Genomic DNA, 21,615 nt, shown 5'->3' with positions numbered 1-21,615 from the left:
TCCCGCGTCCCTCCGCAGCGGGGCGGGTCACGACGCGCGGGAGCGGCCAGGGCTCTTCCACCGGCCGTCGGAGACCGTGGTCCATGCCTGCGGGATGGTCCGTAGCGCGATATAGGAGTCGATGAGGCGCATCGGCAGGAAGAACATGCCATAGATCAGGTAGCTTGGCCGGCGCCGAATCGTCGCCATGAGGCAGGTGAGGATGTAGTCCGGTATGAGCAACCCCACCGCGATCGCCGTCAGGGGAAGCAGCGCGCCGACCGCGCTGTAGCCGGCGGAGTACCACCCCAGTTCGAGCGCCGCCCCACCAGTGAGCGGGGGCAGCAGCATGAACACGCCCAGCGCCGCGGTCCCCAGCAGCAGGACAGCCACCAACACGATCTCCACGATGTAGAAGAACAGCGCGAACCAGAACAGGCTGGGCCACATGCCGTGGCGCCGCACCGTCTGCCAGAACCCCAGCGACCAGCGCCGGACCTGGCTGACGTAGTCGCTCAGGGTGAAGGGGTCCTGGCAGTAGGCCCTGGTCCCGGGGTTCATCGAGATCCGTCCCAGGCGCTTGTGGTGCACCTCGAACGTCATGTTGAAGTCCTCGATGACCAGACCCTTGGGGTTAATGTGGAGCTGCTTGAGCACGCTGCTGCGGTAGGTGCTGGCGAACCCGGGCACGATGAAGGTCGTGCTGGTGTAGCGCCAGGTCTGCCCGAAACGGATCAGGTACTGTAGCAGCCAGTAGAGGCGGTCGCGGTAAGCGGAGATGAGCCGCCCGAGCAGTGAGCGCTCCTTGGGTTTCCACTCGGCGACGACGAACCCGGCCACCGCGGCGACCGTGGGGTCGGCAAGCTGGCGCCGCGCACCCTCAATGTACTTCTCGTCCAACTCGGTGTCGGCGTCGAGAATCACCACGCCGTCGTAGTTGTCGGTCAGGTCGAACTCGGAGATGACGGCCTCGATCGCGCCGGCCTTACCGCGGTTGGACAGCAGCTCCAACACGTTGACACCGGTCTCGGCAGCGATATCGGCGGTGGCGTCCCGGGAACTGTCCGAGACCACGTAGATGTCCCACCGGTTGAACAGTCGCAGAGCGGACTGGATGGCGGCGTCGATCACCGGCTCCTCGTTGTGGGCCGGGATGATCACGGCCAGCGACATCGGTGCCGGCTCGCCGGAGTCGGTGCCGCTGGCGCTCGCATCGGTGGGGCCGGCGAGCGCGCCGGTACCACCAGCGCCGCCGGCGCTCGCTAGGGCCTCCCTCGAACTTCCGGCGCCAGCCGTGGCGTGGACCAGCACATTCGTACCGTGACGGTCAGCCGTTCGCACCCGACCGCTGTGGACCGCTGCGGCCCCCCTGCGCTGCTGCGAGCCTCGGCGCGCCAGCACGGCTCGGACGGAGTCGTCTCCCAGTCGGAGCAGGCCGATGAACCCCCACACCAGCAGATTCACTCCTAGGGCGAGCCATAGCAGCAGCATGGTGGGCGTGCCCGCACTGGCGTTGTCCAGCGCGTATCCGAACCACCGGACGAAGAGGACGACTGCCAAGGACAGGGCTATGAGCCCTGCCAGCCAACTTCCAATGAAACGCGCAGTGCGCACAGGCGGGCCTCCGAGGTGAGCGGGTGCGGACTAACGGCACGGGTGCAGGCTGACGGCATCTGACAGAGCCGGCGTTAAGGTGACGTCCTACGTGACAGAAGAGTTCACGTGACATGGCGTCCTAAGTAGGCCACATGAATCTTATGTCCATGCTTGCCACACTCGGAACCCATTGATCCAATACCGGGAGGAGATTTTTCGCAACCTGATCTATACGAGTTTTATTCGTATTTGCTACAGAGATCGTTACTTGGCCGGCCCTGCGGTTGTATCAGTGTCTCGCGTCACGAAGACGGAATGACTCTCGGTGGTTAAGTCTTCGTGATTTTTACAGAGTGTAAAAAAATTATTGCGGAGAGGAAGCTACCGTGCGCGTCGCCATGCACCAGCCGCACTATCTGCCTTGGCTGGGCCTCATCGACAAAGTTGATCGCTGTGACCTGTTTATCGTCCTCGATCACGTGCAGTTCGAGCGCAAAGGATGGCAAAACCGTAACTACGTGGCTTCCAAAGATGGTCCGCTCCTTCTCACGGCCGCGGTCGTGCAACGCAGCCGCGACGAGCGGATCCTCGACAAGGCCCTTGACGATTCGCAGCCATGGCGGGAAAAGCACCGCCGTGCCATCGCTGAGCACTGCTATCGCGCCGCTCCCTACTGGAAGGACTACGCTTCCAGCATCCTCGAACTCTACGAAACCCCCTGGCAGGGTCTGACCGATCTGGCCATGGCCTCGACTCGGCTGATCCTCGACGCCTTCGGCATCGACACTCCCATCCTCTACTCCAGTGAGATGGGTGAGTTCCCCGGCCAAAAAAGTGAACTTTTGGCCCAACTCTGTGCCAAAGTCGGCGCCACGACCATGCTGTCCGGTGACGGTGCGCGAGGATACGTCGACCTTGAGGTCTTTCGGCGCTACGGCGTCGACGTCGAATGGCAGAACTTCCAGCATCCGGAGTACCCGCAGCACAACCGCGCTAACGCCGAGTTCCTACCGCGGATGGCAGCTCTGGACATGCTGTTGAACGTCGGCCCGGGAGGTATCGAGACGCTGCGCGCCGCGCGCTCCTCCGAGGTCGATGAGTAAGCCGCGCATCGTGCGTGGCAACCATAACGGGCGCGTGGACGTCTGTGTCTTAGCAGGACATATCACGCGCTGCCTGGAATCGGCACTCTTTCAACCATGAGGACGTGGCATGATGATCGACTGGTCCCGCGAGCGGGTGCTCATCTTCGCTCCCCACCCTGACGACGAGACGTTGGGGTGCGGAGGTCTCATGAGCAAGGCCAGGCAGGCCGGCGCTGAAGTGTACGTGCAGTTCATCACCGTCGGCGACACCGCTGATGTGTCACCCAAAGGTTTCTCCAGCGCCGATGAGCGCCACGGGGAGATCAAGAAAGTCGCCGACTTCTTCGGATGGCGCGACTGGCACATTGCCTTTCCCGGTGATGAGTACCACCTCAAGCTCGACCGGTTGCCTCGATTCGAACTAGCCAACGCGATCGAGCGCCACAGTCCGCTGGCTATCTCCGAACTGGAGCCCAGTATCGTCATCGCGCCGCACCGCACCAGCTACAACCAGGACCATCAGGTCACCGCTGAAGCCATCCACACCGCACTGCGGCCTTCCAACACCAAGCAGCGCCACCATCCGCGCCTGGCGTTGACCTACGAGGAGGCTGCTGACCAGTGGCGTTACGATATGGCGCCGTCGCCGCAACTGCTCGTCGAGCTGAATGAGAACAATATCGACGACAAAATCCTCGCCATGCGGCTCTACGGTACCCAGATCCACGAGCATCCCCACACCCGTTCCGAGCAGACACTGCGCAGTCTCGCCACGCTACGGGGGATGCAGGGCGGGGTCGCCTTTGCCGAGGGCTACCACGTCATGCGCTGCCTCGCCTAAGGCCACCACTCACCTGGTTCACCAAAGATGGTCCACGAATGCCTTTTGGAGGAGGAAACACGTTGCAGGCCGTAGTCACCGGCGGCGCCGGGTTTATCGGTTCACATTTGTGCGACTACCTGATTGCCCACGGGCATGAGGTAGTCGCACTCGACGATATGTCAACCGGGTCGGAGGACAATCTTCAGCAGCTCGTTGGCAATCCTTCGTTTGAACTTGTCAAGGGATCTATTCTTGACAAAGAGCTGGTCAACGACCTCATCTCCGGCTCCGACACTGTGTTCCATCTGGCGGCCGCCGTGGGCGTGCACACCATTGTCGACAATCCTTTGTCGTCGTTGCGTACCAATCTGCATGGCACGGAGAACGTGGTCGAAGCGGCTGCGGAACACGGCGCGCGCTACATGGTCGCCTCTACCAGCGAGGTCTACGGCAAGAACGATTCCGACGGCCTCACCGAAAACGCCGACCGCATTCTGGGCTCCCCGCTGAAGAGCCGGTGGTCCTATGCGGCGGCGAAAGGGCTCGATGAGCTGGTCGCCTATGTCTACGGAGAAGAGACCGGGCTGCCCTGCGTCATCACGCGGTTTTTCAACATCGTCGGTCCGCGCCAGACCGGCCGCTACGGCATGGTGGTCCCCAGGTTCGTCTCCCAAGCGTTGGCGGGCGAACCTATCACCGTCTACGGTGACGGCCGGCAACGGCGCTGCTTCGGATCGGTCTTCGACATCATTCCCGCCGTCGTGGAATTGCTGGAGAACCCCAGCGGCCACACGCAGGCGGTCAACCTCGGCGGCATGGAAGAGGTGTCGATCAAGGGGCTGGCCGACCGGGTCATCCAGCTCACCGGCTCCAGCAGCGAAATCCGTTTCATTCCCTACGAGGACGCCTACGGCGCAGGCTATGAGGACATGCAGCGCCGCATGCCCGACACCACTCTTGCCAGGCAACTCATCGGCTACGAGCCGCAGCGCTCGCTCGACGACATCATCATGTCGATCATCGAACACAAGCGCGCTGACGCTGAGCCCTCGCCGGCTGCCATCCGCTGAGGACGCCATGCCCAGCGGTGTCTGCACCGTCAGTTCAGCGCCGCGGTCACAACGACCGCGGCGCTGAGCAGCGCCACGGCCAGGCTCACCACGATCAGCGCCCATGGCCGGGCCAGTGGGGCGGCGGGGCGCCCGGTGGCGTCATCGTGTCGACCGTGCTCGGTCGAGCGCCAGCGCCGGCGCAGGTGCATCAGCACAACAGCGCAGACGACGAGCACGCCCAGCGCCGGGAACAGTCGTGCCACTGTGATGGCCGTCGCGCCGGGCGAGGTCAGCGCCGCAGAGAGCGTGTCGACGAACGGGTCGCGCACGTAAAGCAGCGTGGTCACGATCACTAGGATGAGTGTGCGCTGCCACGACATCAGCGTGCGCTCGGGCTGTAGCCCAGGATCGGGGCGGACTCCGCGTCTCACGGCCAGAAGTTCCCTACGAGTACCACCGCGCAGACCACCATCACCCCGACCGTGGTGACGACCGGCAGGCTGCTTGTGGGCAATGGCCGGCCGTGGCGCATCGCGCGTTGCACGCGATACCAGCGCAGCGGCGCGTAGACCGTGATGACGACGGCCAGCCCGGCCAGCGCCAGCCCCACAGCCAGCCGCAGCCCGGGACGCCACTCCAACGGGACCAGGTGCAGCACCGCCACCGCGCCGGCGATCAGCCCAAGCGCCGTACGAATCCAGGCCAGGAAGGTGCGCTCATTGGCGAGGGTGAAGCGGTAATCGGGCTCCTCGCCCCCGTCGTCACCCTGGCCTCGCGCGGGCGAGGCAGCCGGCATCAACCTCACCACCCTTCCCCAAGTCGGTGTCTGCGCAGCTCACAGCCTCTGTCTATAGTCACCTGACGAGGGTAGCCAGGATCTCTTTTTCCGCCCAAGTCGGTATTGACCAGGTGTTTTGTCGGGTTTTTGGCGGGGCGGGTCGTCGGCTTGCCCACCCTGGGGAGCGTATGGAAGAAAACAGCGAGCACGACCGCTGTAGCAAAGACGAGACCCAATCCGCTCGCAGGAGAGCCACGTGGCAACCATCGAACTAACCAAGGACAACTTCAACCAGACGCTCACCGAGAACGACTTCGTGCTCATCGACTTCTGGGCGTCCTGGTGCGGCCCGTGCAAGACGTTCAGCCCAATCTTCGAGAAGGCTTCCGAGCGGCACACCGATCTCACCTTCACCACCGTCGACACCGAAGCCCAGCAGGAGCTCGCCGCCAGTTTCGACATCCAGTCGATTCCCACCCTGATGGTGGTGCGCGACAAGACGGTCATCTACGCTCAGCCGGGCGCCCTGCCCGAGGAGGCGCTCGAGGACCTGATCCAGCAGGCCCGCGACATCGACATGGACGAGGTCCGCAAGGAGATCGCCAAGCAGCAGGCCGACGGTCAGGACTGAGGACACGCCGGTGTGGGCCGTTGGCCCCTGTCAGCGGCCCGTTCAGCCCGCCGCGTCCTCCAGTGTGTTGGCGCGGCGGGCCAGGTACACCACATCGGGCTCGCCGCGGCGCGCCGCGATTTGCCGCTCCTCCACCGGCTCACCGAAGACCTCCTCAAGCACGTCGGCGAACCCGGGAGCGCGCGTCGCGCTCCAAAACGTCACCGCGCCGCCTGGGCGCGTGAGACGCCACACCTGCCGTAGCGCGGCAGGCTCGTACAGCCGAGCGTTGCCCTCCGTCACCGTCCAGCCAGGACCGTTGTCGACGTCGAGACAGATCGCGTCAAACGTCTCCTCGGCCCGCTCCAACCACGCCAGCAGATCGTCTTGGGTGACGGAGAAGCGAGGGTCGGCGGTCAGGTTACCCGCCACCGGTGCGAGGTGTGTCGAATGCCATGCCACGATCCGTGGCTCAAGTTCAAGGGCGTGTACCCGCCCTACCCGCGGATCGTCCAGCGCCGCGCGGGCCGAGAACCCCACCCCTAGTCCGCCGATCAGCACGCTCACACCGGTGCGACCGGCGGGGACGGCCGCCAGCGCGTCGCGGACCATCGCCCGTTCCGAAGCGCCGTCGCGGGTGTCCATGAGGAACACCCCGTTGCTGATGATCTCGAAGTGCTCACCGGCTCGTCGCAGGACCAGTTCTCCCCCGGTCGCACCGGTGCCGCGCTCGACCACGGCCGGCTCGTCAGCCGGTACCGCGGGGTGCTGGATTCCCACGGCGAGACCTCCGCTCGTCGCTAGCCCGACTCCGGGCTGTGTTTATGGGTCCGTCCGTCGCGAGCGGCGCACACTCAGGCGGGGCCACCGCTCCTAGCCCGCCGCTGGGGCACCGGGCGGCGGTGGCCCCGCTCTACGAGGGACCGGTGCCGAGTCGCACGGCCGAGGAAGGAGCGCCCCTACTGGCCGGACTTCGCCCGAGGATCGGCCAGCGGGACCCCTAGGGGCCGGCGACAACGCGGCGACAGCGGTGCTGGGGCGCCGCACGGCAGGACAGTCGATCCCTAGAGTCGGCAGGCGTAGATGTCGGTCACCAGGATGGCGCGTGCCCCCAGCGCCCACAGGTCGTCCATGATCTGCTGTGCCGAGCGCCGTGGCACCATCGCCCGCACCGCCGACCACCCTTCACGGCGCAGCGGGGAGACGGTGGGCCCCTCCATCCCCGGGGTCAGCGCGACAGCCTCTTCCAGCCGCTCGGCCTCGACGTCGTAGTCCATCATCACGTAGTCGCGGGCCACCAGCACACCACGCAGCCGGCGTAGCAGTCCCTCGACCTTGGTGTCCTCCTCGGCGCCCTGTTGCCGAATGACAACGGCCTCCGACTCCAAGATGGGGTCGCCGAAGATCTCCAGTCCGGCGTTGCGCAGCGTGGTGCCGGTAGAGACGACGTCAGCCACAGCGTCGGCCACCCCGAGCTGGATGGAGCTTTCCACCGCACCGTCGAGGGGGATCACGCGAGCATCGATTCCCCGCTCGGCGAAGTAGCTTGAGAGCAGGCCCGCGAACGACGTTGCGACCCGCTTGCCCTGGAGATCCTCAACGGTCATGGTGCGTCCACCGGGAGCGGCGAACCGGAAGGTGGAGCCGCCGAACCCCAGCGGCAGGATCTCCTCGACCGCCGCCCCCGAGTCGAGGAGCATGTCCCGGCCGGTGATCCCGGCCTGCAAGATCCCCTCACCGACGTAGACGGCGATGTCGCGCGGGCGCAGGAAGAAGAACTCGGTTTGGTTATCGGGGTCGACCAGTACGAGGTCGCGGCTGTCTTTGCGCTTGCGGTAGCCGGCCTCGCTCAACATGGCGCTGGCGGGCTCGGACAGTTGCCCTTTGTTGGGCACGGCGATACGGAGTTGATCGGCCACGTGGTTTTCCCTACTCGTCGACAACGGGTCTGATAGCGGACGTCGGTCTGGGCCGGTCTCGTGGACGGCGCGGATCGCAGCCTCCGAAACCGGCCTACAGATGCTTGTAGACGTCCTCCAGGCGCAGGCCGCGCGCCAGCATCAGAACCTGAAGGTGGTAGAGAAGCTGCGAGACCTCTTCGGCGGCGCGGTCGTCCGACTCGTACTCCGCGGCCATCCAGACCTCAGCGGCCTCTTCGACGACCTTCTTGCCGACCGCATGGACACCGGCGTCGAGCGCGGCCACCGTTCCCGATCCCTCGGGACGGGTGCGCGCCTTCTCGGACAGCTCGGCGAACAGCTCTTCGAAGGTCTTCATGGTCACTTTCCTCGACGGTTTGCCGCCCTCTAGCGTAGGCGCCTCTCGCCCCTGCTCGGCCACGGCCATACGGACAGGCCGTCGAACAGCGGCCCACCACGGGGAGACATCGAACTCAACCTCGCGTGACGGTGCTACGGCTAGCCGAGTCGCTGCCCGTTCAACTAGTGACGATGGCCCGGGCCACCGGACGTGGCAGCAGCTTGAGCAAGACACCGGCCGCCTTGTACTGCATACCGGGCACGACCGCCCCTGTTCCCCGTGCCCAAGCGCGCAGCGACTCGGTCACCACCCGCTCCTTGGACACGAACGCCACCTCTGGCAGCCCCCGCTCTTGGACAGCGCGCGTCATGTCGGTGCGTACATAGCCGGGCAGTACCGCCGTGACGTGCACGCCGTCCTTGCCGGCCTCCGCTGTCAGCGACTCGCTCAGTGACACCACGAACGCCTTGGTGGCCGCGTACACGGCACCCTCCGGGGAACCCGAGAGCAGGCCGGCCACGGAGGCGACGTTGATGATGCCGATCGGCCCGCTATGGTCTCCGCTGCGCCGCCGTTGCAGTTGGACCGGAAGCACGGCCCGGGCGAGCCGGGTGACGGCGCCGATGTTGAGGGCGAGCATGCCCTCGATCGAGGCGAGGTCCTGATGGGCGAAGGGACCACCGCTGCTGCAACCGGCGTTGTTGACCAGCACGTCGATGGGGGCCGCGGTCTCGCCGTCAGCGCGCAGCCGCTCTTCGACCGTGGCCAGGTCCGCGGGGTCGGCGAGATCGGCGGGGCGGGTCTCGACGGCGACGCCGTACTCTTCGTGCAGCTCCGCAGCGAGGGTTTCGATGGCCTCAGCCCGGCGGGCGACGAGCACCAGGTTGCAGCCGCGTCGGGCGAGTTGGCGGGCGTACTCCGCGCCGATCCCGGCCGAAGCTCCGGTGATCAAGGCGGTTCGGGCGTTTCGGGAGGTTCGGGCGTGAGACGGACGCATGACCACACATGGTACCGCGGCCTATAGCCGCTTTCTCAGCCGACGCGAGCGGCACAGCCGAGGCAGGAGCGGTGAGGCTCGTCGGTGCCGCCTTCGAGGTAGCGCCGCTCCCGAGCGCGGGGCGGGTAGGGCGCGGTCGCGGCGCTGCCCGCTGGGGCTGGCCGTCGACGAGGACGACGGATGTGGCTGACGGAGGAGTACAGCAAGGGGGCGCCGGCGGATCGCGGGCGATCGCCCACGTGTCGGCAGCGGGTGGGCCGCGGCCATGGGCTTTATGGCCGCTGTCTGCGAGCGGTCGGCGCGGGCTAAGCGCCACTGGGGCTTTTCTTAGTACCGTGTTGGCCCATGACAGCCCTACCACGCTCTTATGACCCCCAGCGTCTCGGTGTCTCGCTGCGCGATGCCGGACTGTTCCTGCGCCAAGCGGTGCGGACGTTTCGCGCGACGGGGGCGATCGCCCCCAGCGGCCAGGCGCTGGCCGGTGCGCTGACGCGCTATATCGACCAACGTCCCGACCAGGACTCGCCCATCGCGATCCTGGAGCCGGGGTCGGGCACCGGCGCCGTTTCCCGAACCATCGCCGCGCACATGCGAGAGGGTGACACGCTCGACATGGTCGAGCCGAACGCGGAGTTCGTCGAGCGCCTCAACGCGCTGGTGGGAACCGACCCCAGCTTCGCGGAGGTGGCCGACCGGGTCACCGTTCACCAGGGCCTCGTCACCGACCTGGGGACCGACCGCCGTTTCGACGTCATCGTCTCTGGGCTCCCCTTCGCCAACTTCACCGCTGACGAAGTGCGCGAGATCATGGAGTACTACTTCCAGGTGCTGCGCCCGGGAGGCTACCTCTCCTTCTTCGGCTACCTCTACACCAAGCAGGTCAAGGCGATCATCGCTCCCCGGGAGGACTACCTGCGCCAGGCACGGTCGAGTTGGGTGGTCCAGGACTGGGTGGATCGCTACGGCGTCGGCAGTGAGCGGGTGTTGCCCAACCTGCCTCCCGCCTGGATTCACCATCTCCGCAAACCCGTTGACTGACATGGCTTGAAGGCGCTGCCCCGGCGGTGTGCCCCCGCTATCGCCGGGCGACGGGTTCCACGCTGCGGCCTTGGGTGGCATCGGGTGCCACCCAAGGGTTTCCCTAGGCGCGGCCGGCCAAGAAGAGCCGGTGTCGTGGGCGTGCGCCACCGGCGTTATCTCGCCGCCCCACTGGCTGCCGACTTTTATCGACGGGTTCCCTTTGTTGCCACGAAGATCGCGGTGCCCGGCAACAGGCGGCCCCGCAGCGGGCTCCACCCGCCCCAGACGTGCTCGTTGTCCTCGGGCCATTCGGGTTCCACCAGATCCACCAGGCACAGCCCGGCCGCGGTGATGGCCCGTACCCAGTCGCCCAACGTGTGGTGGTGCTCCACATAGACGGCTCGGCCCGCCGCATCCTCCTCGACGTAGGGACGTCGATCGAAGTAGGACTCGCGCGCCGTCAGTCCGTTCTCGCCGGGATCGTCGGGAAACCCCCATCTGACGGGATGCGACACCGAAAACACGAGGCGCCCCTCGGGGCGCAGCACCCGCGCGGTCTCGATAAGCGCGGCCTCGGCCACCGGCAGGAACGGGAACGCGCCATAGGCTGAGCAGGCCACATCGAACACCGCGTCGGCGAAGGGCAGCCGCTGCGCGTCGGCCTGTGTCACGGCAAGGGGGTGGCCGCTGTCGGCGTCGATCCGGCGGGAGTGCTGCAACTGCCGAAACGAGACGTCGACTCCGACAACCTCGGCCACGCCCACCGATCGCAGCCAGCGTCCGCACTGCCCGGCGCCGCACCCCACTTCCAGGACCCGCCGGCCACGCAGCCACTTTGGATCGCCGAGCAGCCGGGCTTGGGCCTCGTCCAGCCCCTCCGGTCCCCAGACGAAGCTGACGTCCCCCAGGAAGGCGCCGTGCTCGGCTTGGTAGTCGTCGGCCGAGCGTTCCCACCAGGTCCGGCCGGCGCGGGCGCTTTCCTCGGAGCCCGCCGGCCGACGCGCCACGCGAGCGACATGGTCAGAATCGTCAGACATAGGAACATGCTGGCACGGCCATCGACCGTTGACGATCACGGGCGTGGCTCAAGCGCCAGGCCGGTGGCGATTCCCGTGGCTCACAGCCGCGCCGTTGGCGGCGGCTGCGGAAGCGGAGGCAGCGCTGCCATCGGCCACTGTCGCGTCCGGATCGCCGGAGGCGTCGCCGGTAGGTGACCCCTGGCGGGAATCGTGGATCTCCCGGCGGACCAGTACCCCCCAACCGACGATCGCCACGGCGGTGAACACCCACCACTGCACGGCGTAGGACAGGTGCATGCCGGTGTTCACCTCGGGTGGGGCGACCGGTTCGGGAGCCGGCTCCGCGGCGGGCTGCTGTTCGGTCAGCTCCACGAAACCGCCGTAGAGCCGGTAAGGGAGCCGCTCGGCCAAAGCGTCGGTCTCGATGATCATGATCTGGCCTTCGGGCAGCCCCTCCCGCGGCCGGATTCCGGTGTTCTCCGGCGTCTCGCTGTACTGGATTCGGCCGGTGACCGTCACTGTCCCCTCGGGGGGCGGCGGCACGTCGGGCTGGCGGGTAGCGGCGGGGGGCTGGTCCACCCACCCCCGGTTGACCAGGACAGCGGCACCGTTGTCGGTCACCAGCGGTGTGACGACGTACAGTCCCACCCCGGCCGCGCCGTCGCGGTTGCGCACGAGCAGTTCGTGCTCGGCGTCGTAGCGTCCCGTGGCGCTGACGGTGCGCCAGCGTTGCTGTGGGGCGACCTCGCCGCCGATATCGGTGATGTCGGTCAACGGGACCGCTTCGGCGCTGAGGTTGGCTTCCTGGGTGGCCGCTTGGGCCGCCTTGTCCTCCCACCGGCTGTACTGCCAAAACCCCAGGGCAATGAAGCTGGGGATGATGGCCAGGACCAGCGCGTGAAACGCCAGCATTCGAGGTGAGACGAGCGCACGAAGCACACTTCGAGACTACGAGATGCCTGCACCGGCCCGTTGGCGCCCCGCGGGAAACCAGGGGGCACGAGCGGGAGGGCGGTGGGAGCGCGACGTGACGCGGCCCCCGGGTGGGCGCCCGGGGGCCGGATGTCGTTGCGGATAGCTGCCGCGCGTCGGCCCGGGTTAGGCCTCGGCGCTCGGCGAGGCCGCGGCGGCGCGCTTCTTGCGGCTGAAGTACATTGCGGCGCCGCCACCGCCCAGCGCGGCCACGCCGGCGGCGACCAGGCCGCCCAGCGCCGCACCGGTCACGGGCAGCCCGCCACCCTCGGTGGTGGACTCGTCAGCGACGGGGGTGGGGCTGGGGCTCTCACTGTCGTCGCCCTCGCCTTCGCTGTCGCCGTCTTCGTTCTTTTGCTCGTCGGTGCCGTCGTCAGAGGGCTGTGGGCTGGGGCTCTTCTCGCCTTCCGGCTCCTCGCCCTCGTTGCCGCCGTCGTCGCCCTCGCCGCCGTCGTCGTTGGAGTCGTCGCCGTCCTCGGGCTCTTCGTAGGAGATCTGCTCCAGGCATTCGGAGTTGCTCGTGCCCAGGACCGAGACGGCGTTGCCGCAGATCTCGGTCGCGGCGTCGACCGGAATGTCGACCTGGTTGCCGCTGGCGACGCCGCCGGAGCCGTCGGTCTCCTGGCCGCCGCCCTCGTTATCGGGGTTTTCCTGCAACGCCTTGATGACCTTGGTGCACTCGGCGTTGGAGACACCAAGGATGCTCAAAGAGTTGCCGCACAGGTCGAGTGCGATGTCGATGGGGATGTTGATCTGGTTGCCGCTGGCGACGCCGCCGGAGCCGTCGGTCTCCTGGGAGTTCTCCTCCGACTCGGCGATCTTCTTCACTACCTTGGTGCACTTGGCGTTGGAGAGCCCCCCCACGGCGGCGCTGTTGCCGCACAGGTCGAGTGCGATGTCGATGGGGATGTTGATCTGGTTGCCGCTGGCGATACCGCCGGAGCCGTCGGTCTCCTGGCCGCCGCTCTTGTCGCTGTTGGCGTAGAGGATCTTGGCGACCTTGGTGCACTCGGCGTTGGAGATGCCGAGAACCGCCAGGGAGTTGCCGCACAGGTCAGCGACGATGTCGACGGGCACGTTCACCTGGTTGCCGCTGGCGACGCCGCCGGAGCCGTCGGTCTCCTGGTCGGCGAAGGCAGCGGGGGCCATTCCTGCCGTCAGCCCGGCGGACAGCAGGGCTACGGAAGCGGAGGCAGCGAGTTTCTTACGCATGTGTTGCAGGCACGACCTTTCGCTGATTTCTCGTAAACAAAGGTGGTAAGCGCAGACCACAGCGCCACTGCGAGCGGGATCAGTAGCCACGGGCCCGGAAGAAAACGCGGCGGAATTTCCGTATTCCATCGAGGCCATCGGGAGGCGGCCATATGGGTCTTAGCGCACCCGAATATGTCTGACACAGCACTCTGCTGTGCCGATCACTCCGTCACGTTAGCAGCTTCGCGGCCGTGAGGAAGATTTTTTCGGATGATTCTCGCCAGACATGGGGGGAATGAACGGAATGCCCGCTCTCGTTGTTGCGCTTCTCCGCTCAGAACCTTGTTTTGCGAGGTCAGTATGGGTCTTAGTGGAGGTGCTGGATTTTTACTATTCTCGCTAGTAAAAAGAATCAGCAGCTCATGCGTGGTGTACTAAACTTCTTCGCATAATAGTTTTTTATGGACTTGTGGAGAATGTCCAATTCTCTGGTGGAGAAGGCGGCGGGGTGCACCGTCACATTCGGGGACTGTCCGGGAGCCGCTGTGAAGCGGCTAACCCCGCGGCTGGAGCCAGGGTCCTGCGCCGCCATAAAACCGATCAACGGTTGAGTAACGTCCTCACCATCCTGACCTGGGGCCCCTGTCATCATGGAGACCCACGCGGGCGCCTGTAGGAGCAGGTCTGCCAGCCGGTTAAGGCCGCCGGCGAGAGCGTGACCCCGCGGCACCACGACACCGCGGTGCAACCCGCAGCGCGTACCCTCTGGTGCGCCGAACACGCGCCTGTCCGATTCGTCCCTATATCAGCAGGAGGCCCCTGTGACTGTCCCTCGTCCGCTGCCTGCCTTCCCCCCGCGCTCGCGCGACGTCCTGCGCGTGGGCACGCTCGCGGCCGTCCTGACCCTCGCCGCGGCGTGTGGCGCACCGGCACCCGAGGAGACCGACGACGAGACCACGCCCGAGTCCAGCGAGCCCACGGCTGCCAGTTCCTCCCCTGAGCCCTCTCCCATGGAGCCATTCACGATCGCCTTCGGCGGTGACGTCCACTTCGAGGGCATGCTCGCCGACCGGCTCGCCTCCGACCCCTCTACTGCGCTCGGCTCGGTCAGCAGCGTGCTCAGCGAGGCCGACATCTCCATGGTCAACTTGGAGACCGCCGTTACCACCGGTGGAACCCCCGCCCCAGGCAAACAGTTCCTGTTCCGGGCCCCGGCGACCTCCTATGACGCTCTCGCCGCGGCCGGGGTCGACGTCGCCACCGTGGCCAACAACCATGGCATGGACTACAGCGAGAGCGGCCTGCTCGACACGCTCGACAACGCCGAGGCGGCGGGCTTCCCTGTCGTCGGGGCGGGGCGCGACGAGGCGCAGGCCTACGCCCCCCACATCATCGAGGCCGGCGGGGCCAAGGTCGCGCTCATCGGTGCCACCGACGTGCTCAACGACAACCTGATTCCGGCGTGGACGGCGGGACCGGACAAGCCCGGCCTCGCCTCGACGAAGGGGGAAATGCTGGAGCGGGCGGTTCAGGCAGTCGAGGAGGCCGACCAGCAGGCCGACGCGGTTGTCGTGTACCTGCACTGGGGGCTTGAGGGGGACCACTGCCCGCTGCCGCACGCGCCCGACCTGGCCCAAAGCCTCGTCGACGCCGGCGCCGATGCGGTAGTGGGGGGTCACGCCCACGTGCTCAGCCCCGGTGGCTACCTCGGTGACTCCTACGTGCACTACGGTTTGGGCAACTTCGCCTTCTACAACTTCAGCGGCCCTACCGCCGAGACCGGGGTGCTGCGGCTGACCATGCGCGGGGAAGAGATCGTCAAGGACGAGTGGCTGCCCGGGCAGATCCAGGGCGGCGTGCCGGTGCTCTACGAAGGTGCCGCCGCCGAGCAGGCGCGTCAGACCTGGGAGGGCTACCGCGCGAGCTGCACACCGAACCTGACCGCCGAGCCTGCCGGCGCTGGCGGCTCCGCAGCGCCAGAGGCGGCCACGTCAGACAAGTAGGTCGGGGCGGCGCGGCGTGCTCGTGGGCGACCACCGACGTCGCGGGGCCCACAAACCGGGCAAGACTTCTCTTAGCTCTCTTTGGCTTCTTATGTCATTAAGCTCCGCGAGAGTAGTTATACATGGCAAAATCGGCCCGGATTTTGGCGTGTACCGGAAGGGAAATCATGCCCGAGTTCGGAGACCGTGGAGCCGGTCTCGGCACAGCGGGACCGGACCTGCTCCACCGCTGGCCCGGCTCCACCGGAGAGCACCGCATGCAAGAGCTGTTCGGTAGCAGCGACCGGGCGAGACGCTTCTACCGCGATCAAGTGCTGGATCACCTCAACGAGGCGATGCGGGAATTCGTCGCGCGGCAGGATATGGTCTTCGTGGCAACCGCCGACGCCCAGGGCGCCTGCGACTCCAGCCTGCGTACCGGCCCTCCCGGATTCGTGCATGTCGTCGATGAACGGACGCTGGCCTACCCGGAATACCGCGGAAATGGGGTGCTGGCCAGCGTCGGCAACATGAGCGAGAACCCCCACATCGGTCTAATGTTCCTCGACTTCGAGCGCGACCGCATCGGGCTGCACGTCAACGGCACCGTCACCATCTTCGACGAGGCCGAAATGCGCCGGCATACGCCCGAACTCCCCGAACCGGCCATCCCCGGCCAGCAGGCCCAGATGTGGGTGGTGACACGGATCGAGGAGGCCTACCTCCACTGCCGCAAGCACATTCCCCACATGCGGCGGGTATCGGAACGCGAGGCTGAGGACTGGGGGACTGACGACACCCGCCGCAAGGGCGGGGACTTCTTCGCCGCCAAGCAGACACCGAGCCCGTGGGACGGGCGGGAGTAGGGTCGCCCCGCCCACGGCAGGGGCAGCGCCGCTGGGTTCTGTCGTTTGGACGGCCTGAGGTGCGGGGGTTGTGAAGGGTGTTCTTCGTTGGCTCGTGCCTCGATCGCCGCGCGATCTCGCCAGCCTGCGGGGCGGCAGCGGGGGCGCTCCCCCGCTTTTCGCCCACCGCCGGCCCTCACCGCCGTTGCCAAAAACAGAACTAGCCTCTCGTCAGCCGCTCAGGGCCGGCCGCCACCGTGTCATGACAGCGTCGATCTCCGCGGCGAGACTGCGCTTGTCCGCCTCGTCCATGTAGGACGCGGCCACTGCATTGCGGGCCAGACCGGCGAGATCCTCGGCACTGAGCCCGAGTTGGTGGGCGATGCGGTACTCGTTGTGCAAATCGGTGCCGAACATCGGCGGATCGTCGGTGTTGAGGGTGACCATCAGACCGGCTTCGAGCATGCGCGGCAGGGGGTGGTGCTCGATCGCGTCGATCGCTCGGGTCCGCAAGTTCGACGTTGGAGCGATGTCGAGGGGCAGTTGGGTCTCGCGCAGGTAATCGAGGAGCCGTGGGTCGCTCATGCTGTCGATACCGTGCCCGATCCGTTCGGCCCCCAGCTCCTCGATGGCCGCCCACACCCGTTCGGGGCCGCCGTTCTCCCCGGCATGGGGCAGGCTGTGCAGCCCCGCGGCGCGAGCACGCCCGAAAAGCTCGGCGAAGGGGGCGCGCTCCACCTCCATCCCCCCGATACCGAACCCGATGACGCTGGAGGGCCCGTCCCGCAGCACCGCGCCGAGCGTGCGCTCCCCGACGTCGAGCCCATAGTCGCCGGCGAAGTCGGGAATCCAGCGCAGCCGCACCCCGTGGTCACGCTCGGCTTCGCGGCGGGCGTGCTCCAGACCGGCGAAAACGACATGAGCTGGAATGTCCCGGATCAGGTGTCCGAACAAGCTCACGTGCAACTCGGCGTAGCGCACGTTCTGGGCGGCCAGGCGCTGCGCCACGTCGGCCGTCAGCAGCGCGAAGTCCTCTTCGTCGCGCAGCAGGCCGATCGACGCCAGGTAGACTTCGATGAAATGCGGGAAATCGCGGAAGGCGTACCACTCGGCGAGTTCTGTGAGAGTGGCCGGCAGGTCGGTGGCGCCGTGTTTGCGACTGAGCTGTAGCACCGTGTCCGGCTGCATCGAGCCTTCCAGGTGCACGTGGAGTTCCACCTTGGGAAGCTCGCGAATGAACGCCTCAAGCGGCGATTCCGATGATGACAGTCCCATAACCCGAAGTTACCGGGTTTGTCCCTAGAGCGCTGCGGTCTTCCCGACGTGGGGGAAACGCCGGTGGTGAGGCGGGCTCGCGTGGGGCGGCACGCCGCCGTGCCCCAGCGCGACGGCGCACCTTTTCACCCCGCGGACGGTCGCGGGGCGAGCGCGACGATCCCCCTCGTGCCGGGACGTCGCCGCCCCCTCAGGAGAGGTGCAGCGCGCCGTTGACCCGCCGGGGCACCCCCAGGGGGTTCTCGTCGCGCACCGCTTCGGGCAGCAGCGCATGTGGCACCGACTGGTAGCTCACAGGGCGCAGGAACCGCCGCAGCGCAGTCGTCCCGACCGAGGTGTGCAGCACCGACGTCGTCGCAGGGTAGGGGCCGCCGTGTGTCATCGCATGGGTCACCGAAACCCCGGTGGGCCAGCCGTTCCACAGCACCCGGCCGGCCTTCTCGGTGAGGTGGGCCAGCAGGCGCGGTGCCACACCCGCCGTGTCCTCCTCTTCGGCGTGAACCGTGGCTGTGAGCTGGCCGACCAGCGATTCGGCCGCCTCGATCAGTTGCTCCTCGTCGGTGTAGGTCGCGACGAGGGACGCGGGACCGAAGCACTCTGCCAGCAGCGTCTCCTGGTCGAGCAGCAGCGCGGTCGCGTTCGTGCGCAGCAGGGTGGGTCGCCACGGTGCGTCCTCAGTCGAACCTTGGGCGAGCACCTCCACGCTGGGGTGTGCGGTGAGGTTCGCCAGCCGGTCGATATAACCGCCGCTCACCGCATCGTTGAGCATCGGGGCGCCGGGGCGCTGGCTCACATCGGCGGTGACGGCGGTCAGGTCGGTGCCTTCCGGCAGCAGCACGACGCCCGGCTTGGTGCAGAACTGTCCCACACCCAGCGTGAAAGAGTCGGCGTAACCGCTCAGGATCTCCCCGGCCCGCGCTTTGGCCGCGGCCCGGGTCACGAACACCGGGTTCAGGCTGCCCAGTTCACCGTAGAAGGGGATCGGGTCGGGGCGGGCCGCGGCGAGGTCGTGCAGGGCGCGCCCGCCGGAGGCCGACCCGGTGAACCCCACCGCCTTGGTCTGGGGGTGCTGTACGAGGCGCTGGCCGGTCTTGGTGCCGAACACCACGGCGAACACTCCCTCGGCGGCGCCGGCGTCGTGCAGGGCCTTGGCGACCAGTTCACCGGTGCGTGCGGCCAGGCGAGGGTGACCGGGGTGGCCTTTGACGATCACGGGGCAGCCGGCCGCCAGTGCCGCGGCCGTGTCGCCGCCGGCCGTGCTGAAGGCGAAGGGGAAGTTGGCGGCCCCGAAGACGGCGACCGGGCCGAGCGGAACGAGCATGCGCCGGATGTCGGGGCGTGGTCCCATTCCCCAGGTGGAGTCGGCACTGTCGATGGTGACTTCGAGATAGCTGCCCTCGTCGAGAACGTCGGCGAACAGCCGGAATTGGAACGTGGTCCGGGCGAGCTCGTTGCGGCACCGGGACTCCGGCAGGTGACTCTCGTGCTGGGCGAGGGGCACCAGCTCATCGGCCGCCGCGTCTAGCGTGGCGGCCACCTGGCGCAACATGGCGGCACGGTCCAGGGGGCGCAGCGCTCCGAAGGTGGACGCCGCATCGGCCGCGGCGGCCATGACGCTGTCGAGCCCCGCCACACTCGTGTCGGGAATTGTGGCCGCATTATCGGTCATGTAGTTCTACCTCCGGAACGCACGTCTTGGGGGACCTGCTCAACTCGCTCGCGGCCATCCTATCGGAAAGCGCTTACCTGGAATATGGCGTTCTCCTGCCGACGGGGAGAGCACGGCGCGGTGCGAGGCCATCGCCGCGCGCCCACCCACCATTGGCAGACGACCAGGGAACCTTTTGCTGAGATTCGTCCAGCGCGCAGCTACCGCCGCGCCACTGCTCCCGCAGCCACCATGACCTCTTTCGGGCCTATCGGAAGGAGATCGTCCGACTGCCGTAATTCGGGCGCGGCGTCGTACAAGGCTGATATCCGCCTTCAGCAAGGGGAAGTCGCTGCTTACCACTTCCCATAGGGATATCGAGATCTCACGCCAACCCGCGGGCAAGTCCGGAAGTGGCCAAAACGAATTGGACTGTTCCCGCCAGGCTTAAAGCCAGAATAGTACGGGAAACAGAGGAATTGAGGAAAGGCATCATAGAGACGTGACGACTACTTCACGCAGTTCCACGTCCGCTGCCTCCCACGAACGAGCCGTCCCCGAGGCAGGGGGAGGCGAACAGGTGGCGGGCAGCTCTCGTGCCGAAGCACCGGAATCCTCCCTTGCCCATGCTCCGCTACGCCGGCTTCCCGCTCAGCAGCGCAGTATGGCTCGGGTCCAACGGATGCTCGATGCCTGCGCCGAACTCCTCGACGAAGGTGGCTACAGTGAGCTCTCGACGACGCGAATCGCCGAGCGGGCGGGCGTGGCCATCGGCTCGGTCTATCAGTTCTTCCCGGACAAGAAGGCGATCACCCAGGCGCTGGGGCTGCGTTATCTCGACCTTTTCAGCGTCCGGGTCGGCGAACGGCTGGCCGAGCGTCACTTCAGCCGCTGGACTGACGCCATAGACGCGGTCGTCGACGAGTACATCGACATGCACCGCAACGTTCCCGGCTTTGGCAGTCTGCACTTCGGTGACGTCGTTGACATCCGGCTACTCGACGGGGTAGCCGACAATAATCGCATCATCGCGTTGCGTTTGCGTGAACTGGTCACCTCGGTCGCCGGCGTTGAAGACTCCGAGGAACTCGACCGTGCCATCAGGGTGGCGGTCGAATCGGCCGATGCCACCCTCAAACTCGCCTTCCGACACGTTCCCGAGGGCGACCAAGATCTCATCGAAGAGACGAAACTCCTGGTCCGGAGTTATCTGGAGCGGCACTTCGGATCGAATTAGCCAAGATGACTGTGTCGCTTCGCACAGTGCGGTAAAAAGGAAGATACGGTACTTTGCCGTCCGGCATCTGAATAACGCGATCCTGCCGGCAGCATGGATCGGGCGGGGCGAACGGAGGGACAGTCGTTCCCGCGCCCCCGTCCCGCATACGGTTAGCACTCAGCACGCGCCACGGGGGAGCGAGAGATGGCGCCGTAGTGGAGGGCTCCGGATGCTCGGGCGTCTCGACGTCTCCGTACGACCGTAACCGTAGATGTTCCTCCTTACCCACGTACCTGCCGTATGCCATGAGGTTCGCGTCGCCTTCGCCGACTCCGCACCATACCCGGCGTCGGCTGTTTGACCAGGGGGAAGGACCCGCACAGTGGTAGCTGACAGCACACTCACCCGACCGTTGACCGGCACAGCCGCGGGTGTGCCGTTTCTGGCGGTACCGCCCGCCGACGGTAGCGAGCCGGCCCCGGCCATCGTCGCGTTGCACGCATTCGAACCGCCGCGCAGCGAGGCCGCACTCGCGGGAACACTGCCGCTGGGATCGCTGCCGGCGTGGCGGTTCTACTTCGGACTGCCGCTGTTCGGCGGCCGGCTGCCGGAAGGAGGCGTTCCCGAGGTCAACCGCCTAGGCCAACTCGACTACCTCATGCGCCTTTACGGCCCCGTCATCGAGCAGGCCGCAGCGGAGATCCCGAAAGCCATGGCCGACCTCGGTGAGCGCTTCCCCATCAGTGATGGCCCTGTCGGTCTGGTCGGCGTAGGAGCCGGGGGCGCCGCCGCACTGCTCGCGCTGGCCGAACGGCGCGTGCCCATCAGCACCATGGCCGTGGTCAACCCGATCATCGACCCGACTCCGGTGCTGCGGGCGCGGGAACAGCGGCTGGGCGTCAGTTACAACTGGACCGAACAGTCGCGCGAAGTGGCCGCTTGGCTCGACTTCACCGGCCGCGCCCAGGACCTCGCCTCGGCAGAGCCCTCGCCGCCGCTGCTCATCGTCACCGGCCAGCACGACGAGGTGATCCGTCCCGAACACGGCCAAGCCCTCCACGACGCTATAGCCACCCACTCCCCGCGGGGAGCGCTACGCCACATCGTCATCCCCGACCTCGCCCACACGATGGGGCCAGAACCCGGCCTGGAGCCTGGCCCGCCAGCCCCGGGCAACGTGCTTACCGACCGCGCGCTCACCGAGTGGTTCCAGACCCACCTGGTGCCGAGAGCACCGGTCGCGGCCAGATCGAACTGACGAG

At 66.9% G+C, this 21,615-nt stretch carries 21 protein-coding genes; 9 read left to right on the top strand and 12 right to left on the bottom strand.

Going from position 1 to position 21,615, the window contains the following annotated elements; translation table 11 throughout:
* Window positions 1-27: 27 nt before the first annotated feature.
* Window positions 28-1,593: a glycosyltransferase family 2 protein gene (locus ABD848_RS04790; protein ID WP_344967705.1), complete on the bottom strand. Its 1,566-nt coding sequence runs from the start codon at window positions 1,591-1,593 to the stop codon at window positions 28-30.
* 368 nt (window positions 1,594-1,961) lie between these two features.
* On the opposite strand from ABD848_RS04790, the gene ABD848_RS04785 reads away from it, so the two are divergent.
* The 3 genes from ABD848_RS04785 (at window position 1,962) to ABD848_RS04775 (ending at window position 4,553) form a co-directional block, all read left to right on the top strand.
* The gene (locus ABD848_RS04785) at window positions 1,962-2,678 is read left to right on the top strand and encodes a WbqC family protein (protein WP_344967703.1); all 717 of its coding nucleotides are present in this window, start codon (window positions 1,962-1,964) and stop codon (window positions 2,676-2,678) included.
* A 109-nt stretch (window positions 2,679-2,787) separates the two neighbouring features.
* Entirely contained in the window at window positions 2,788-3,501 is a 714-nt protein-coding gene (locus tag ABD848_RS04780) for a PIG-L deacetylase family protein (protein ID WP_344967701.1), read from the top strand.
* A 62-nt stretch (window positions 3,502-3,563) separates the two neighbouring features.
* Window positions 3,564-4,553, top strand: a complete 990-nt coding sequence (locus ABD848_RS04775) for an NAD-dependent epimerase/dehydratase family protein (RefSeq protein ID WP_344967699.1) — start codon at window positions 3,564-3,566, stop codon at window positions 4,551-4,553.
* A gap of 29 nt (window positions 4,554-4,582) precedes the next feature.
* Here the strand turns inward: ABD848_RS04775 and ABD848_RS04770 are convergent, their stop codons facing one another.
* Together ABD848_RS04770 and ABD848_RS04765 are read right to left on the bottom strand one after the other, a co-directional pair.
* Window positions 4,583-4,966 carry a DUF202 domain-containing protein gene (locus tag ABD848_RS04770; protein ID WP_344967697.1) on the bottom strand — a complete coding sequence of 128 codons (384 nt, stop codon included), beginning with the start codon at window positions 4,964-4,966 and terminating at the stop codon, window positions 4,583-4,585.
* Window positions 4,963-5,331 carry a YidH family protein gene (locus ABD848_RS04765; protein WP_344967695.1) on the bottom strand — a complete coding sequence of 123 codons (369 nt, stop codon included), beginning with the start codon at window positions 5,329-5,331 and terminating at the stop codon, window positions 4,963-4,965. The genes ABD848_RS04770 and ABD848_RS04765 overlap by 4 nt, the downstream gene beginning before the upstream one ends.
* A 238-nt stretch (window positions 5,332-5,569) precedes the next feature.
* Here ABD848_RS04765 and trxA point away from each other — a divergent pair, with 238 nt between their 5' ends.
* A complete protein-coding gene (gene trxA, locus ABD848_RS04760; protein ID WP_344967693.1) occupies window positions 5,570-5,944 on the top strand; it encodes a thioredoxin in 375 nt (124 codons plus the stop codon).
* A gap of 42 nt (window positions 5,945-5,986) precedes the next feature.
* On the opposite strand, the gene ABD848_RS04755 is transcribed toward trxA, so the two are convergent.
* From ABD848_RS04755 to ABD848_RS04740, 4 genes are all read right to left on the bottom strand, one after another.
* Complete coding sequence (locus ABD848_RS04755; protein ID WP_344967691.1) at window positions 5,987-6,703, bottom strand: spermidine synthase family protein; 717 nt, start codon at window positions 6,701-6,703, stop codon at window positions 5,987-5,989.
* Window positions 6,704-6,987: 284 nt separating this feature from the next.
* Window positions 6,988-7,842 carry an ATP phosphoribosyltransferase gene (gene hisG / locus ABD848_RS04750; RefSeq protein WP_344967689.1) on the bottom strand — a complete coding sequence of 285 codons (855 nt, stop codon included), beginning with the start codon at window positions 7,840-7,842 and terminating at the stop codon, window positions 6,988-6,990.
* Between the two features lie 94 nt (window positions 7,843-7,936).
* Window positions 7,937-8,200: a phosphoribosyl-ATP diphosphatase gene (locus tag ABD848_RS04745; RefSeq protein WP_425567432.1), complete on the bottom strand. Its 264-nt coding sequence runs from the start codon at window positions 8,198-8,200 to the stop codon at window positions 7,937-7,939.
* Window positions 8,201-8,360: 160 nt separating this feature from the next.
* Complete coding sequence (locus ABD848_RS04740; RefSeq protein WP_344967684.1) at window positions 8,361-9,179, bottom strand: SDR family NAD(P)-dependent oxidoreductase; 819 nt, start codon at window positions 9,177-9,179, stop codon at window positions 8,361-8,363.
* A 345-nt stretch (window positions 9,180-9,524) separates the two neighbouring features.
* Here ABD848_RS04740 and ABD848_RS04735 point away from each other — a divergent pair, with 345 nt between their 5' ends.
* A complete protein-coding gene (locus tag ABD848_RS04735; protein ID WP_344967682.1) occupies window positions 9,525-10,217 on the top strand; it encodes a class I SAM-dependent methyltransferase in 693 nt (230 codons plus the stop codon).
* A 185-nt stretch (window positions 10,218-10,402) separates the two neighbouring features.
* On the opposite strand, the gene ABD848_RS04730 is transcribed toward ABD848_RS04735, so the two are convergent.
* The 3 genes from ABD848_RS04730 to ABD848_RS04720 form a co-directional block, all read right to left on the bottom strand.
* On the bottom strand, window positions 10,403-11,236 hold the full coding sequence (locus tag ABD848_RS04730; RefSeq protein ID WP_344967680.1) for a class I SAM-dependent methyltransferase: 834 nt from the start codon (window positions 11,234-11,236) through the stop codon (window positions 10,403-10,405).
* Between the two features lie 48 nt (window positions 11,237-11,284).
* Window positions 11,285-12,157, bottom strand: coding sequence for an SURF1 family cytochrome oxidase biogenesis protein (locus ABD848_RS04725; RefSeq protein WP_344967678.1), 873 nt, complete (start codon window positions 12,155-12,157; stop codon window positions 11,285-11,287).
* Between the two features lie 159 nt (window positions 12,158-12,316).
* Complete coding sequence (locus ABD848_RS04720; protein ID WP_344967676.1) at window positions 12,317-13,402, bottom strand: chaplin; 1,086 nt, start codon at window positions 13,400-13,402, stop codon at window positions 12,317-12,319.
* A gap of 803 nt (window positions 13,403-14,205) precedes the next feature.
* Here ABD848_RS04720 and ABD848_RS04715 point away from each other — a divergent pair.
* Both ABD848_RS04715 and ABD848_RS04710 read left to right on the top strand, forming a co-directional pair.
* Entirely contained in the window at window positions 14,206-15,387 is a 1,182-nt protein-coding gene (locus ABD848_RS04715; RefSeq protein WP_425567431.1) for a CapA family protein, read from the top strand.
* A gap of 257 nt (window positions 15,388-15,644) precedes the next feature.
* The gene (locus ABD848_RS04710; protein ID WP_344967961.1) at window positions 15,645-16,232 is read left to right on the top strand and encodes a pyridoxamine 5'-phosphate oxidase family protein; all 588 of its coding nucleotides are present in this window, start codon (window positions 15,645-15,647) and stop codon (window positions 16,230-16,232) included.
* A gap of 210 nt (window positions 16,233-16,442) precedes the next feature.
* Here ABD848_RS04710 and add read toward each other — a convergent pair whose 3' ends face one another.
* On the bottom strand, window positions 16,443-17,486 hold the full coding sequence (gene add, locus ABD848_RS04705; RefSeq protein WP_344967674.1) for an adenosine deaminase: 1,044 nt from the start codon (window positions 17,484-17,486) through the stop codon (window positions 16,443-16,445).
* Between the two features lie 190 nt (window positions 17,487-17,676).
* A complete protein-coding gene (locus tag ABD848_RS04700) occupies window positions 17,677-19,155 on the bottom strand; it encodes an aldehyde dehydrogenase (NADP(+)) (protein WP_344967672.1) in 1,479 nt (492 codons plus the stop codon).
* Between the two features lie 643 nt (window positions 19,156-19,798).
* Between ABD848_RS04700 and ABD848_RS04695 the strand changes: the two genes are divergently transcribed.
* Both ABD848_RS04695 and ABD848_RS04690 read left to right on the top strand, forming a co-directional pair.
* Window positions 19,799-20,371: a TetR family transcriptional regulator gene (locus ABD848_RS04695; protein ID WP_344967959.1), complete on the top strand. Its 573-nt coding sequence runs from the start codon at window positions 19,799-19,801 to the stop codon at window positions 20,369-20,371.
* A 364-nt stretch (window positions 20,372-20,735) separates the two neighbouring features.
* Complete coding sequence (locus tag ABD848_RS04690; protein ID WP_344967671.1) at window positions 20,736-21,611, top strand: alpha/beta hydrolase; 876 nt, start codon at window positions 20,736-20,738, stop codon at window positions 21,609-21,611.
* Window positions 21,612-21,615: the final 4 nt, after the last annotated feature.

It is taken from the genome of Salinactinospora qingdaonensis (assembly GCF_039539445.1).
GTDB lineage: Bacteria > Actinomycetota > Actinomycetes > Streptosporangiales > Streptosporangiaceae > Salinactinospora > Salinactinospora qingdaonensis.
The sequence above is the reverse complement of the archived record's forward strand: the minus strand, read 5'-3'. Positions and strand labels throughout refer to the sequence as shown.